Source organism: Deltaproteobacteria bacterium, from assembly GCA_016178705.1.
GTDB lineage: Bacteria > Desulfobacterota > Binatia > HRBIN30 > JACQVA1 > JACOST01.
This window is the reverse complement of the sequence record JACOST010000030.1, coordinates 442,197-456,148: the sequence shown is the minus strand read 5'-3', so window position 1 is coordinate 456,148 and position 13,952 is coordinate 442,197. Positions and strand designations below refer to the sequence as shown.

Here is a 13,952-nt window from a genome sequence, read left to right as displayed (position 1 = left end):
AGCAAAACTCCTATGTCGCCAACGTCACCACCGTCACCCCCGCGCCACCTTCCGGCGGCTCGCCGTTGCGGAAGCTATCGCAGTAGGGCGACGCCGCGAGGTACTCATGCACCGCGCGGCGCAGCGCACCGCTGCCGATGCCGTGGATGACGCGCACGGCGGCATGATGGGCGCTGGTGGCGTGATCGAGAAACGTCTCCAAGCGTTCAATCGCCTCGCGCGCGCGTAAACCGATCAACGTCAGCTCCGTCGGCGCACCGTCGCGTGCGGCTGGGAGCGACACGCTGGGCGGCTGGATGCGCGCACCGGCGGCGACGCGCCGCAACTGCGCCGCCGGTACTTCGAAGCGCATACTGCCACGCTGAATCCAGGCACGTTCGCCTTTGACGGACAACAACTCGCCGGTGATTCCTTGCGTCCCGACTTCAACCGTGTCGCCGATGCGCGGAGGTCCACTGGTCGCAAGCGGTTCGTCGGCGACCACTTGGCTGTGCACGGCTTGTTCGGCGATCGCTGTTTCCTGCGCGGCAACGAACGCGGCGAGACGGCGTTTGTCTGCCGCGCCCTGTTCCAATGCCGCGAGCAACTCGCGGCCCTGCTCTTTCACCGAGCGCACGAAGGTGCGTGCCCCTGCCAATTCGTCGCGCCAGCGTTGCTGGCGCTGCGCGCGCAGTTCGCCGAGCAAACGTTCGCTCTCGCGCTGTTGCTCGGCCAACGCATCTGCGCGCGCGGCGGCTTCGGTGTGCCGCGCCTCGAAGGAGCGGCGGGTCTCTTCCAAGCGCGTCACTGCGGCACCGAAGGCTTTGGATTGCTCCGACTGCGCGCCCCGCGCGGCCACCAATACGGCGTCGGGCAGACCGAGCCGTTGCGCGATCGGCAGCGCCAGGCTTTCGCCTAGCGAGTGATAGCTGAGCTGATAGCGCGGCGTGAGCGTCGCGACATCGAAGTCGACCGCGGCCGTCACGCAGGCATCGCGACTGAGCGCGAACACCTTCACCGGCGTGCCGTGAGTGGTGAGCACAGTGCGCGCGTTGGCGGCTTCGAGGGTTTTCACCAAGCCGATGGCCAGCGCCGCGCCTTCGTCTGGATCAGTCCCGGCGCCCGGCTCGTCGAGCAGTATCAAGGCGCCACTGAGATCATGCGCGAGGATGTCGGTCAGGTTGGCGATGTGCGCGGAGAAGGTCGACAGGTTGCGCTCGATGCTCTGCGCATCACCGACATCGGCGTACACGCCGCTGAAGCACGGCAAGTAACTCTCCTCGGCGGCAGGAATGAGCAGACCGCTCTGCGCCATCAGCGCCAGTAGGCCGACGGTTTTCAAGGCCACGGTCTTGCCGCCGGTGTTAGGGCCGGTGATGACCAGAGTGCGTTGATTCGCTGGGATCAGCAGATCCACCGGCGTGACCGGTCGGCCAGTGAACAGCAGGACCGGATGACGGGCCGCTCGCACCCGCACTTCGTCAGCACCGAGTTGCGGCTGCGTGCAGCGGTAGCGTTGCGCGAAGCGCGCCTTCGCCGTCAGCACGTCGAGCGCCACCAGTGCGGCGAACGTACTGACCAGCGCGGCGAGCTCCTGGCGAACTAGCTCACCGAGGTCGGCGAGGATGCGGCGGATGATGGTCTCCTCTTCGCGCGCGGCCATCATCAATTGGTTGTTGAGGTCGACCGCAAACAGGGGCTCGATGAACACCGTCTCGCCCGACACCGATCGGTCTTGGACCACACCAGACATGCGCGACGCGTGTGACGCCTTGACCGGGATGACGAAGCGGTTGTTGCGCAGCGTGACGTACTGTTCGGCGATCACGTCGCCCAGAGTCGGCCGCTGGACGAGGTCTTCGAGCCGACGCGTGAGCTGGTCACGCAAGCGGCGCAAGGTGCGGCGGACTTCTGCCAGCTCGTCGCTGGCGTTGTCGGTGATCCCGCCGTGGTCGTCGAGCGCGCGTTCGAGCGCGCCGAGCAAGCCGGGGAGCGGCGGTAACTGCGCCGGAATCTCGGCAAGACTCGGCAGCGCTTCGATCTGTCTGCCAAGGATCCCGCGCGCGCGCTGCGCTACCTGCAGCACGTTGCGTACGGCGAGCAAGCTCGCCGCATCGAGCACGAAGCCGGGGTGTGCGGCACTTTTCAGGGACGGGCGCACATCGGGAAATTCGGCGATCGGACTGGTCGCGTGGCGATCGAGCCAGCACGTGTACTGCCACGTGCAATCGAGTTCGGCACAGGCCGTCTCAAGCGTGCTCGACGGCGCGATGGCGCCACAGGCTTCTTGGCCTGCGGTCGAGCACGCGAAGGTTGCGAGTTGAGTTCGCACTCGATCGAATTCGAGCGCGTCGAGATCGCGGGGACGCACGCGGCGAGTATATCCACGCACCGGCCACTGGCAAACCGGCCATTTGAGATTTCCCCTGATCTGAAATAACCACCGAGAGCACCGAGAGGGAACTCAGAGAGAGGAATCTCCCGATGAACGAGCTTTGCAGAAGAAGTCCCGGCGGTGGGTCCGTCATACCGGCGAAGGCCGGTATCCAGGCGGGGGCGTGGGGCTCGATCCTGGATTCCGGCTTTCGCCGGTATGACGAGTGGGGAGGTCGCTTAGCTCACTACTCGGGCGACCAGGTATTGAAACGTACGAAAACAAAACCGCTTCCCCGAGTAGCGGTCCTGAGTAGAAGCCGAAGGCTTCGTATCGAAAGGCCGCGTATCGAGGGGCTCCTGCGTGCGCAAAGCCCGATGAAGGCTTGCGCCAAGGTATTACCGAGCAAGGTACTCCGCTCCGTCTCTGCGTTCTCAGTGCCTCTGTGGTTGATTCTGTTGCTCGTTCCGATGCCGATCTTTGCCGCGCCGATCGACGAATCGAAGGTCATCGATCTCAGTTATGCGTTCGGTCCGGATACGATTTACTGGCCGACCGCCGAGTCGTTCACGCTAACGGCTGTCGCGCACGGCCAAACGCCGGCTGGCTACTTCTACGCTGCGAACAACATCTGCATGGCCGAGCATGGCGGCACGCACATGGATGCGCCGATTCACTTCGGCGAAGGCAAGGCGACGGCTGAGCAGGTGCCGGTCACGGCTGGCATCGGTCCCGCGGTGGTGGTCGACGTACGCGAGCAAGCCGCCACCGATCGCGACTATCGCCTCACCGTCGCCGATCTTCAGGCGTGGGAGGCGAAGTACGGACGCATCCCGCCGGGCGCGATCGTCATCATGTTCAGCGGCTGGGGCGCGCGCTGGGGCGACAAGCTGCGCTACCTCGGAACGGATGCGCGCGGTGACGTGGCTAACTTGCACTTCCCCGGCTTTTCGAAAGAGTCGGCGGACTTCTTGGTCCACGAGCGCGACATCGATGCCATCGCCGTCGACACCGCCAGCATCGATCACGGCCCGTCGCAGGACTTCATCGTCCACCGCACCATCAACGGCGCCAACAAGCCGGCTTTCGAAAACGTGGCGAACGTCGACCGCTTGCCGGCGAGCGGCGCCACCATCGTCGCCCTGCCGATGAAGATCGCCGGTGGCAGTGGCGGCCCGACGCGCATCATCGCTGTATTGCCATAACGGGGCCTCCACCTGACTCGCGCACGACGTCATCTCGCAGGGACACCACGTGGGGTGCCCTTACTCATCGGCCTCGCGCTACTGTCCCTCCAGTGCGAACCTGAGGCCACGCCGCGTGCGCCGCACCTCTCGTTCGATGCCACCGTTCACGACTTCGCGACGGTTGAGCAGGGCACGCCGGCAACGCACGCGTTCAGTTTCCACAACAGCGGCGGCGCGGATCTCATCATCAACAACCTCATGACCGCGAGCGATTGCACCGCTGAGGCAGTGCCTCGTGTGGTTCCAGCCGGTGGTAGCGGCGCGATTCAGGCGCGCTGCGACACCGCTCGTCTGTTCGGGACGACGAGCCGCACCATCACGGTCTACAGCAACGACCCGGCGCAGCCGGTGACAACGCTGGCGCTGCGCGGCGACATCGCCGTCGATGTGGCCGCCGATCCACCGGCGTTGTACCTCGGCCACGTGCGGCGGGGCGCGCGCGCAGAGAATGAAGCGCGGATCATCACCGGCCGACCGCTCATTCTGCGGCTTCAGGCGGACCAAGGCCGCACGCTGCGAGCTAGTTTGCTCGATACACCGACCGGCAAGATCCTTGCGGTGACGATCGCGCCCGATGCGCCGATCGGGCGCTTCAACGAATCGGTCACGCTCATCACCAGCAGCAGTAGGCACGCAACGCTCACGGTGCCGGTCGTGGGAATAGTCGACGAGGAGAAGGACTGAGACGTGACCACCCCTATCAACGCGCACCCCTTCGCCGTCGTCGGCTTCGGTCTCAACACCATCGATCACCTGTGCGTGGTCGCTCGGCATCCGCGACTCGATGCCAAGCAGCGCATGGTCGCGTACGAACGTCAGCCCGGCGGGCAGGTGCCGACCGCGCTGGTCGCGTTGCAACGCTGGGGCGCGGAAACCGCGTACGTCGGCTGCTTCGGTGACGATGCCGACGGCGCCACGTCGCGCGCATCGCTCGAACACGAGGGCATCAACCTCAGCGCCTGCCGCACTCGCGCCGGGGTCGGACATCACGTCTCGATGATTCTGATCGATCAGATTACCGGCGAGCGCGCGGTGGTGTGGCAGCGACCGGACGCCCTGGCGCTGCGTCCGGATGAAATCGAACGCGCATCGCTCACCAGTGGTCGAGTGTTACTGATGGACGCCTACGATCTGCCCGCGACGATTCAAGCGGCGCGGTGGGCGAGGGCTGCCGGCGTCATCACCGTGCTCGACATCGACGGACCGGGACCGGGAGTTGAAGAGCTGCTTCGCCTCACGGACGTCTTGATCGCATCGGCCGACGTGCTTCCAAAACTCACCGGCATCGGCGAGCTGCGCGCGGCGCTGCGCAAGGCCGCAACCATGGGGCCATGGTTCGTCGGCGTCACCCTCGGCGCCGGCGGCGCGCTGGCATTGGTGCGCGGACACCTGCACTACGTCCCGTCGTTCCGCGTGCCGGTGGTCGACACCACCGGCGCGGGGGACATCTTCCACGCCGGCTGCATCCACGGCCTACTGCAAGAGTGGCCAATCGAGCACACCCTCCGCTTCGCCGCCGCCGCCGCGGCGCTCAAGTGCGAACGCCTTGGCGGTCGCCCAGGAATTCCGACGGTGGAGCGTGCGCTGGGGTTGTGTGCGGGGACGTGAATCCACTCAGCGGACTGAAAGAACGCGACGGACGCTTGACGACGTCATTGCTCTGCGTGCTAGGCTTCGAGAACTTGCAAGGGTTGTCTGATTCTATGGGAATGCCAAGCTGGCCAGCAAGCAATCGGATGTCGTGAGGTGGTGAGTAAGCGTGACAGACACTTCGGGACCGTTGCAAAGCAAATAGAGCGCTTCCGCTCGCTCCCAACCGAAGTCATCGTCGAACGCCTACGCGATTTCGGCAACGCTTTGCACAAGGAAGGCGCAATCGCGTATCGCGAAGTCTTGGCGGAACGCGGCGTACCGTGGCCATCAGAGTCGCGGGTCGCGGGTCGTCGGAACTCGAAGTGACGTTCCTTGTTCGCACATGTCCCCTGTTTGCGATTGTTGGTCTAGGAGCCTGCATAAACGGCCTATCGACCTTGCCAACCCCGATGGATCCAGTCCGTCAACCCGCCGTGTGTCGCACGATTCTGAAATACGACTACGGTCGTTGTGCTCAAGTGGTAGAGACGCAACAACTACTCGGTCGGAAGTTGGGTCGATCGTCGGAATGGTGAGATCTGCTTCCGACTCGCTTCTCGCGATCAGACTTGTGTCGCAGACGAAGACGCGCCCGAAGAGGAAGGGGGGCTGTTCCGGTACCTGGGCACTCTAGCGCGTCCGAGGTACCACGTACTTTGGGTCCAATATTATGAAGGTAGTTCGATCCTGTTGATCAATGCCGCGAGCGGCAAGCGGGCCTTTGTGGATGGCGTTCCGATACCATCGCCGGACGCCAACTATCTCGCCGTAGCTTCTGCCGATCTCACTGCAGGGTACAACCCCAACCGTCTTTCGCTGTGGCTGGTCCGTGCCGATGCCCTTGAAAAAGTCTGGTCGATCGAACCAACAGATTGGAGTCCTGGTCCCATTCGCTGGCTGGGAAGCACGACGCTGCAGGTTCTTCGAACTCGCGTCGACCCGCAAACTGGGGAGGATATCACCCTAGACACGGTGACAGTCGAGTTGGAAGCCGGAGTCTGGCGGCTTGTCGAATCCAAGCAGGCGTCCAATTCTCGTTAGTCCGTCATGGACCGACAGTGCTCACGGGCCGCAATCGTTGGCATGTGCGCCGTCATCGTGACGTCGTTCCTGGCAGGTTGCGATCCAGTAGCGAGGACGACGATTCATGTCTCTGCTCTCCCGGGACTTGAAGAATCGAGCGAGCGCGTTAGTGTGTCGACGCGGGAGACAGGCACGGTTGTGAAGATCGTGAGCGAGGTCGCTGAGCGCCACGGCCTTGAATGCTCTGCCAAACCGGATCCTTCTATTTTGGTGAGATGTTTTCGAGGGTGGGATCGCAACGAAGACGGGCACGCACGTTCTATCCAAGTATCGGCCTCGACGGATAGGAAGCCGGATTTGGTGGAGGTTGTGGTGATGGAATGGCTCACCTTCCGTCACACGCCGTTCGGCCGCGACGTTCTCGACGAGTTGACTGCTCGACTGCAGAAAGCGTTCGGATCGGATGCGGTTTTCAGAGTGAGCACTTGAACAACGGCCTCAGCGAACTGAACGGGTGCGTGAAGGGAAACGCATCGCGTACACGCGTCGCTGCAGCCTCGTGGGTTTGCTTGACGTAGTGGTATCTAGTTCCGTACTCTCTCACCCATGGCCAGCCGTCGCATCGCAAAGAGTCGCAGGGAAACCGTGCAGACCTATGCCGTACACTTCCACCCACAGCCCGGAGGCGGCTACACGGTTACCGTGCCAGCGTTGCCGGGATGCATTACGGAAGGCGACACGCTCGACGAAGCTCGCGCGATGGTCCGCGACGCGATCGAGTGCTATCTCGCGCCGAGCTCGCGCCGGACTCGCGCGTCAGCACCAGCTCGGCGTACTGAACAATTGGCTGTGACGCGCAAGGCGGTGTGAGCAAACTCCACCAGTCTCCGGCGCTCGCCTCGTGCGCGCGCTGCTGCGCGCCGGCTTCGTGATCGACCACGTTACCGGCAGCCACTACCGATTGATTCACCCGCAGCGCTCGACTCCGGTCACTGTGCCCTTCCACCGAAGAGACCTTCATCCGGACACGCTGCGGTCCATTCTCAGACAGGCCGGCCTCACGCGAGATGATCTGCGCAAACTCCTTTGATCGGCCGTGTGACGGCGATCATTGACTCGCCGCCTCGGCTCTGCGCTTTGTGCTCGGACGGTCGGAGGACGCACCATGCTGACGCGCGCGGATGACTATCTCATTCATCAAACCCCGGAGCCGATTGCGTATGTCGGCACCAGCGACCGCAACTTTTACGATCGGTTCTTCTTCAACGGCTATGCGCGTGACGGCAGCGTGTACTTCGCTGCAGCGATGGGAGTGTATCCCAATCGCCAGGTGATCGATGCCGCGTTCAATGTCGTGCATCGCGGCCGGCAGTACGTCGTCCGCGCATCGGGGCGGGCGCCGGCGGATCGGATGCAGACGGCAGTGGGACCGATCGCCGTCGAGGTCGTCGAGCCGTTGCGCAGGGTGCGTCTGGTCGTGCAGCCGAATCCGTGGGAGATCAGCGGCGACCTGGTCTTCACCGCGCGCGCGCCGGTGTTGGAGGAGCCGCGCTTCTTCCGCCGCATCAACGGTCGCGTGTTCATGGACTACACGCGGCTGACTCAGCACGTGAGCGTTGAAGGCACCCTCACCGTCGCCGGCGAGACCATTCGTGTCGCGCCGGATAAGTTCTGGGGCTCGCGCGATCGCTCGTGGGGTGTTCGCCCAGTCGGCGAACGCGAAACCGCCGCGCCGGCGGCGTTTCAATTCTTCTGGCTGTGGTCGCCGGTGAACTTCGAGGATCTCTGCACCCACTTCGATGTCAACGACGAAGCCGACGGCGCCCGCTGGCATCAGGCGGGAATGATGGCGCCGGTCGGCGGCGAGGTGGAGACGATGCAGTCCGTGGGCTACCGCATCGAGTGGCAGTCGGGAACGCGCCACGCGAAGCGCGCGGAGATCATGCTGCGTCGGCGCTCGGGTGAAGAGCTGCAGATCAACCTCACGCCGCTCTACAACTTCTACATGATCGGCCTCGGCTATCAGCATCCGCAGTGGGGCCACGGGATGTGGCTGGGCGAACACGAGGTCGGCGGCGAGTCGTGGGCGCTGAAGGACATCGATCCGTCGGTACCGCTCTACCTGCACATTCAGGCGGTGTGCGAAGCGACGCTAGGTAAACGCCGCGGCATCGGCATCCTCGAACAACTCGTCATCGGCCCGCACGCGCCGTCGGGCTTCAAGGAGCTGTTGGATCTCGCGCCGTGATGCCCGAGGCGCCCCGCGGAGGCGTCTCTACGGTTTGAGGACTATCTTCATCACCACCGTCTTCCCGGCGCTGACGCGCGAGGCACGCGGGCGGAAGAGCCCGAGCCATGCGACCCAGTACTTGTCGGAATAGCCGTTGCCGATGCGCTCGACGAGCTGTGGATCGGTGACGATCTCCGCCGTGCCTTCGAAGAACGGACCGTCTTTGCCTTGCACTGCGACAAACACAGGGCTGCCTTTGCGGATGCGTTTGACCTTGTGCGCGTCGGGCGAGGTGCTGGTGTAGAGGATTTGGTTGTCCGCGTCCCACCAGAACCACACCGGCACGGCCGCGCTCCGCGCGCCGTCGGCGCGACGCGTGGCGATGTAGATCTCGCTCTGCGTCTTCAGTGCGCCTTGCACGTCGGCGGGCAGTGACGCTGCGCGCGCGGTGGCGGCAACGGCGAAGAATAGGGCGGAGGTGATCAGCATACTGGCCATTGCAGGCATGATGGCAGGCATCAGTGTCCTCGCTTTCTCGCTGGGGCAGACCCCACCGACTGTAGCAGCTCCCGCTGTTTGCGAAACATCCGCCGGGCCTCGACGGGTGAGCGTTCGTGATCATAGCCGAGCAGATGCAGCACTCCGTGAACCAGCAACGTCGTGACTTCATCCGCGAGCGCGATACGGCGATCAGTCGCTTGGCGCGCAGCGGTGGCGAGCGAAATCGCCACATCGCCAAGTTGCGCCTCGTCGCCGGCCACGCGTCGCCCCTCGCGCATCGCGAACGCGAGCACGTCCGTCGGCCGATCCTTGCCACGGTACTCGCGATTGAGTCGTTGCATCTCCGCGTCATCCACCAGCGAGATCGTCAGCACGGCGTCCGCCTCGTCGAGAGTCTTCAGCAGCCGCAATGCGCGACGCTGCACCAATCTCGCAAGGACGCCGCGAGCCCGGTAGCGAGAGAGCACAATGACAGGCATCAGCGTCGAAGCCCACCCGCTGTAGTGAATGGCTAGGACACGACTGCGACTACGTCGGCATCATCGATGCGCGTGTCGCTCGTGACCAATTGCGCACCGTGATGCTGCGCCGTCGCGACGATCAGCATGTCAGCTGGGTCGCGCAGTGCAGTCAACCGGGCGGCCGTCGCAATAATCGGCAATGACAGCGGGATGACCTGAATGCCTGGCGCGCCAGCCGCTTGTTCCAGCCATGCGTCCGCCGGGATGGTGAAGCGAAGGCGTCCGTGCTGACAGAGCAGGGCCACCTCCCAGCACGAGATGATCGACAACAAGAGAGAAGCGTCGGAGCGTTTGAGCGTTCGATCGATGGTGGTGCGCTGGCGGCGTGAGAGTCGTCCGGGGCGGCTGATCCACCACACCCACACATGCGTGTCGAGCAGTAACGCGCTCAACGGCGCATCGCTCCCCACACCGTGCGCGTATCGAAGTCCTCCACTCGGTCACCGCCAATAAGCGTCCCGCGCAGCCGGGTAAGCACCTCGTTTGCGCTCAGCTCGCCCATCGGAACGACACGCGCAATGGGTTTGCCGCGCTTGGTGACGATCAGTTCGCGTCGTTCGCGCGCGACCTTCTCGACCAGGCGAAGACAGTGGGTCTTGAATTCTGATACCGCAACGCTGTAACTCATGGTCTTCTGTTATCCGATCATGGTCAGATGTCAATGGTCGGATTGGTGCATACCGATCCCTGAATCAGCTCCCATTCTGGTTGCGTTGTCGATCGCGCGCGGTCTCATGGCGATCGTAGGCGCCAATGATGTCTTGCACTAGGCGATGGCGCACGACGTCGCGTTCGGTGAAGCCACAGAAGCGGATGCCCTCGATGCCGGCGAGGATGACTTGCGCCTCCTTCAATCCCGAGGCCTTGCCGGTGGGCAGATCGATCTGGGTCACGTCGCCGGTGATCACCGCCTTCGAGCCGTAGCCGAGACGGGTGAGGAACATCTTCATCTGTTCCGACGTCGTGTTTTGCGCCTCGTCGAGGATGACGAACGAGTCGTTGAGCGTGCGCCCACGCATGAACGCGAGCGGGGCGACTTCGATGGCGCCGCGTTCGAGCATCTTCTGCGCGCGGTCGAAGTCGACCATGTCGTGTAACGCGTCGTAGAGCGGCCGCAGATACGGGTTCACCTTCTCGGCCAGATCACCGGGCAGGAAGCCGAGCTTCTCGCCGGCTTCGACCGCGGGCCGGGTCAGCACCATGCGCGCGAAGTTGTTCTTCATCAGCCCGGCGACCGCCATCGCCATCGCCAGATAGGTCTTGCCGGTACCGGCGGGACCGATGCCGAAGACGATGTCGTAGTGGCGGATCGCTTCGAGGTAGGTCTTCTGCGCGATGCTCTTTGGGGTGATCACGCGCTTGTGCGCGGAGATGTAGATGGTGTCGAGAAAAATATCCTTCAAGTTCGCGCCGCGGTCGCGGCTGAGGATGCGGATGGCGTAGTCGACATCGCTCGGGTAGACGGGGTAGCCGCTTTCCAGCAAGCCGTAGAGCTGCTTGAGCACGCGGCCGGCGAGTTCGCGTTCGACGTCATCGCCGCTGACAAACAACGAGTGGTCGCCGCTGCCGACGCGGACGCCGAGGGCGCGTTCGATCGTCTTGAGATGTTCGTCGTTGTTGCCGAGCAGCGCGTGCAGCAGCTTCGCGTCGGCGAAGCGGAGTTCGAGCGAGGCGGGGGCGGTAGAGGTCTCCAACTTAGGACTCGCTCCTTATTCGAATAGCGCGCGCGCCGCTTTGAGCGCGTCGCTGATCTTCGCCGGATCCTTGCCGCCAGCTTGCGCCAACTCCGGCCGGCCGCCGCCGCGGCCACCGACGATAGGCGCGATCTGCCCGATGAGCTTGCCGGCGTTGACCTGCGCGGTGAGATCCTTGGTCACTGCCGCGAGCAGACTGACCTTGTCGTCGCTGCCGCTGGCGAGAATCACCACGCCGCTGCCCATGCGATCGCGCAACGCGTCGGCCATTTCCAGCAGCCGCTTGCCGTCGACGCCGTCGACGTGCGCCGCGACGACCTTGAAGCCGGCCTTGCTGATGAACGCCTGGCTGAGCAAATCCGCGCTCTGCGAGCCGGCGACTTGCGAGCGCAGTTGCTGCAACTGTTTCTCCAGCTCGCGTTGTTGGGCGAGCAGCCGCTCGACTTTTTCGGCGACCTCGGTTTCATTGCCTTTCACCAACTCGCCGAGTTGGCGCAGGGTCATCTCACGCTGGCGAATCGAGGCAAGCGCGCCGGCCCCGGTCATGGCTTCGAGGCGGCGCACGCCGGCGGCAACCCCGGCTTCGCTGCGGACTTTGAACACTCCAATGTCGCCGGTGCGCTGCACGTGTGTGCCGCCGCACAGCTCGGTGGAGAACTCGCCCATCTTCACCACGCGCACGCGGTCGCCGTACTTGTCGCCGAAGAATGCCAGCGCGCCGCGTTTGATCGCATCGTCGTACGCCATCTCTTCGCTCACCACGACGGCGTTCTCGCGAATGTGCGCGTTGGTCTGCTCCTCGATGGCGATCAGTGTCGCGTCGTCGATGGCGTTGGGATGGGTGAAGTCGAAACGCAGGCGCTCGGGTGCGACCAACGAACCGGCCTGGCGCACGTGTGTACCGAGTCGCTCGCGCAATACCGCGTTGAGGATGTGGGTGGCGGAGTGATTGAGCCGCGCCGCGTCACGCCACTCGCGGTCGATCGCGAGCCGCACGCGTTGGCCGCGGCGGAATGCGCCGCGGCGGACGGTGCCGATGTGGACGGTGAGATCGGCGCGGGGCTTCTGCGTGTCGCTCACCTCGATCAGCGCACCGTCGGCCGTCTCGATCTGACCGCGATCACCGACCTGACCGCCCGACTCGCCGTAGAAGGGCGTTTCCGCCGTGATCACGTCGACTATGTCGCCTTCGCGAACCTCAGGGCATTCCGTCTCGTCGCGGTAGATCGCCACGATTTCGGACTCGATCTCACATTTGTGGTCACCAACGAAGCGAGAGGGCGCAGCGTGATAGCCTGCGAAGAGGTTGTGCGTTTCGCGTCGAGCCTCACGGCTGCGTTGCCGCTGCCCTTCCATGCACTTGTCGAAACCCAATTGATCGATTGTGATCCCGTCCTCGCGCAAGATATCTTCCGTCATGTCGAGCGGGAAGCCGTGCGTATCGTAGAGCCTGAAGGCAACTTCGCCCGGCAGTATGCTGCCCGAGCCAAGATCTTCGATTGCACCGCGAAGATACGACTCTCCAGTCAGTAGCGTCACATGAAATCTGCTCTCTTCCTCGCGGACAACATCGTAGATCACCTCTTGCTGCTCTACGAGATCCTTGTAGGCGACGCCCATGACCTCAATGACTCCACGACATGCGGACACGAGCAGCCGATCGATCATACCTACATCGAGCCGTCGAGCGTGTCGTGCCGCCCGGCGAATGAGTCGCCTTAACACGTACTCGCGTTCACCGTTGCCAGGACGTAAGCCCTCTGCAACGAGGGAACTAATCGCCCTCGCATGATCCGCGATGGCACGGTATGAAACATCGCTGTCTGCGGACATACCGTAGGGTTTTCGATTGCCGACACTCGTGACAACCTCTTCGATCTGCGTAATGATTGCTCGAAACAAGTCCGTGTCGTAGTTGGACTGCACGTCCTGCATCACCGCGGCCACGCGCTCGAGTCCCATCCCAGTATCGACGTGCTTGGCGCGCAGCTCTTCGAGCGATCGATCGGCGGTGCGGTTGTACTGGATGAAGACGAGGTTCCACAGCTCGATGTAGCGTGCGCAGCCGGTGTTCACCGCGCAATGATGGCCCGCGACATGCTGGCGATCGCACGCGGCGGCGCCACGATCAATGTGGATCTCCGAGCAGGGACCGCACGGCCCGGTTTCGCCCATCTCCCAGAAATTGTCCTTCTCGCCGAAGCGCAGGATGCGATCGCGCCCGATGTCGGTTTCGCTGCGCCAGAACTTGTCGGCCTCGTCGTCGGTGGTGAAGACCGTTGCGTACAGCCGATCCTTGGGAAGTCCCCACTCTTTGGTGAGCAGTTCCCACGCCCACGCGATCGCTTCGTGCTTGTAGTAGTCGCCGAACGACCAATTGCCGAGCATCTCGAAGAGGGTGTGGTGATAGGTGTCGCGCCCGACTTCGTCGAGGTCGTTGTGCTTGCCGCTCAGGCGCAAGCAGCGTTGCGCGCTGGCGGCACGCAGGTTGGCGCGGGTCTCGTTGCCGAGGAAGACGTCCTTGAACTGCACCATGCCGGCGTTGGTGAACAACAGTGTCGGGTCCTTGTCGGGGACGAGCGACGCGCTGCGCACCACTTCGTGGCCGCGGCGGTGGAAGAATTCCAAGAATGCGCTGCGAATCTGCGCGCCGGTCATAGCGAGTTTTCTAGCAGGGATCGAAAACGATGGCGACGGGGTGGCGGGATGACGATCGTGCGACCAATCAGAATCTCAAGGCTCGGATACGAT

Annotated in this window: 14 protein-coding genes; 7 read left to right on the top strand and 7 right to left on the bottom strand. The window is 63.7% G+C overall.

The window, feature by feature from the left end; genetic code table 11:
- Nucleotides 1-10: 10 nt before the first annotated feature.
- Nucleotides 11-2,350 (bottom strand): endonuclease MutS2, encoded by a 2,340-nt coding sequence (locus tag HYR72_23110; protein ID MBI1817877.1) that lies wholly within the window; start codon nucleotides 2,348-2,350, stop codon nucleotides 11-13.
- A gap of 440 nt (nucleotides 2,351-2,790) precedes the next feature.
- On the opposite strand from HYR72_23110, the gene HYR72_23105 reads away from it, so the two are divergent.
- From HYR72_23105 to HYR72_23075, 7 genes are all read left to right on the top strand, one after another.
- Nucleotides 2,791-3,558 carry a cyclase family protein gene (locus tag HYR72_23105; protein MBI1817876.1) on the top strand — a complete coding sequence of 256 codons (768 nt, stop codon included), beginning with the start codon at nucleotides 2,791-2,793 and terminating at the stop codon, nucleotides 3,556-3,558.
- Between the two features lie 54 nt (nucleotides 3,559-3,612).
- Nucleotides 3,613-4,284 carry a DUF1573 domain-containing protein gene (locus HYR72_23100; protein ID MBI1817875.1) on the top strand — a complete coding sequence of 224 codons (672 nt, stop codon included), beginning with the start codon at nucleotides 3,613-3,615 and terminating at the stop codon, nucleotides 4,282-4,284.
- Nucleotides 4,285-4,287: 3 nt separating this feature from the next.
- Nucleotides 4,288-5,208, top strand: a complete 921-nt coding sequence (locus tag HYR72_23095) for a carbohydrate kinase family protein (protein ID MBI1817874.1) — start codon at nucleotides 4,288-4,290, stop codon at nucleotides 5,206-5,208.
- A 714-nt stretch (nucleotides 5,209-5,922) separates the two neighbouring features.
- Nucleotides 5,923-6,273, top strand: a complete 351-nt coding sequence (locus HYR72_23090; protein ID MBI1817873.1) for a hypothetical protein — start codon at nucleotides 5,923-5,925, stop codon at nucleotides 6,271-6,273.
- 588 nt (nucleotides 6,274-6,861) lie between these two features.
- Nucleotides 6,862-7,125, top strand: coding sequence for a type II toxin-antitoxin system HicB family antitoxin (locus HYR72_23085; GenBank protein ID MBI1817872.1), 264 nt, complete (start codon nucleotides 6,862-6,864; stop codon nucleotides 7,123-7,125).
- A gap of 31 nt (nucleotides 7,126-7,156) precedes the next feature.
- The gene (locus HYR72_23080; protein MBI1817871.1) at nucleotides 7,157-7,345 is read left to right on the top strand and encodes a type II toxin-antitoxin system HicA family toxin; all 189 of its coding nucleotides are present in this window, start codon (nucleotides 7,157-7,159) and stop codon (nucleotides 7,343-7,345) included.
- Between the two features lie 75 nt (nucleotides 7,346-7,420).
- A complete protein-coding gene (locus tag HYR72_23075) occupies nucleotides 7,421-8,503 on the top strand; it encodes a hypothetical protein (GenBank protein ID MBI1817870.1) in 1,083 nt (360 codons plus the stop codon).
- Between the two features lie 27 nt (nucleotides 8,504-8,530).
- Here the strand turns inward: HYR72_23075 and HYR72_23070 are convergent, their stop codons facing one another.
- The 6 genes from HYR72_23070 to alaS all read right to left on the bottom strand — a co-directional run bounded on the left by HYR72_23070 (nucleotide 8,531) and on the right by alaS (nucleotide 13,859).
- Nucleotides 8,531-9,004, bottom strand: coding sequence for a pyridoxamine 5'-phosphate oxidase family protein (locus HYR72_23070; GenBank protein MBI1817869.1), 474 nt, complete (start codon nucleotides 9,002-9,004; stop codon nucleotides 8,531-8,533).
- The gene (gene ybeY / locus HYR72_23065) at nucleotides 9,004-9,411 is read right to left on the bottom strand and encodes an rRNA maturation RNase YbeY (GenBank protein MBI1817868.1); all 408 of its coding nucleotides are present in this window, start codon (nucleotides 9,409-9,411) and stop codon (nucleotides 9,004-9,006) included. Before ybeY ends, HYR72_23070 begins: the two co-directional genes overlap by 1 nt.
- An 86-nt stretch (nucleotides 9,412-9,497) precedes the next feature.
- On the bottom strand, nucleotides 9,498-9,899 hold the full coding sequence (locus HYR72_23060; protein ID MBI1817867.1) for a type II toxin-antitoxin system VapC family toxin: 402 nt from the start codon (nucleotides 9,897-9,899) through the stop codon (nucleotides 9,498-9,500).
- Nucleotides 9,896-10,135, bottom strand: coding sequence for a type II toxin-antitoxin system Phd/YefM family antitoxin (locus tag HYR72_23055; protein ID MBI1817866.1), 240 nt, complete (start codon nucleotides 10,133-10,135; stop codon nucleotides 9,896-9,898). Before HYR72_23055 ends, HYR72_23060 begins: the two co-directional genes overlap by 4 nt.
- Before the next feature lie 64 nt (nucleotides 10,136-10,199).
- On the bottom strand, nucleotides 10,200-11,201 hold the full coding sequence (locus HYR72_23050; protein ID MBI1817865.1) for a PhoH family protein: 1,002 nt from the start codon (nucleotides 11,199-11,201) through the stop codon (nucleotides 10,200-10,202).
- A gap of 15 nt (nucleotides 11,202-11,216) precedes the next feature.
- Entirely contained in the window at nucleotides 11,217-13,859 is a 2,643-nt protein-coding gene (gene alaS, locus HYR72_23045) for an alanine--tRNA ligase (GenBank protein ID MBI1817864.1), read from the bottom strand.
- Between the last annotated feature and the right edge of the window lie 93 nt (nucleotides 13,860-13,952).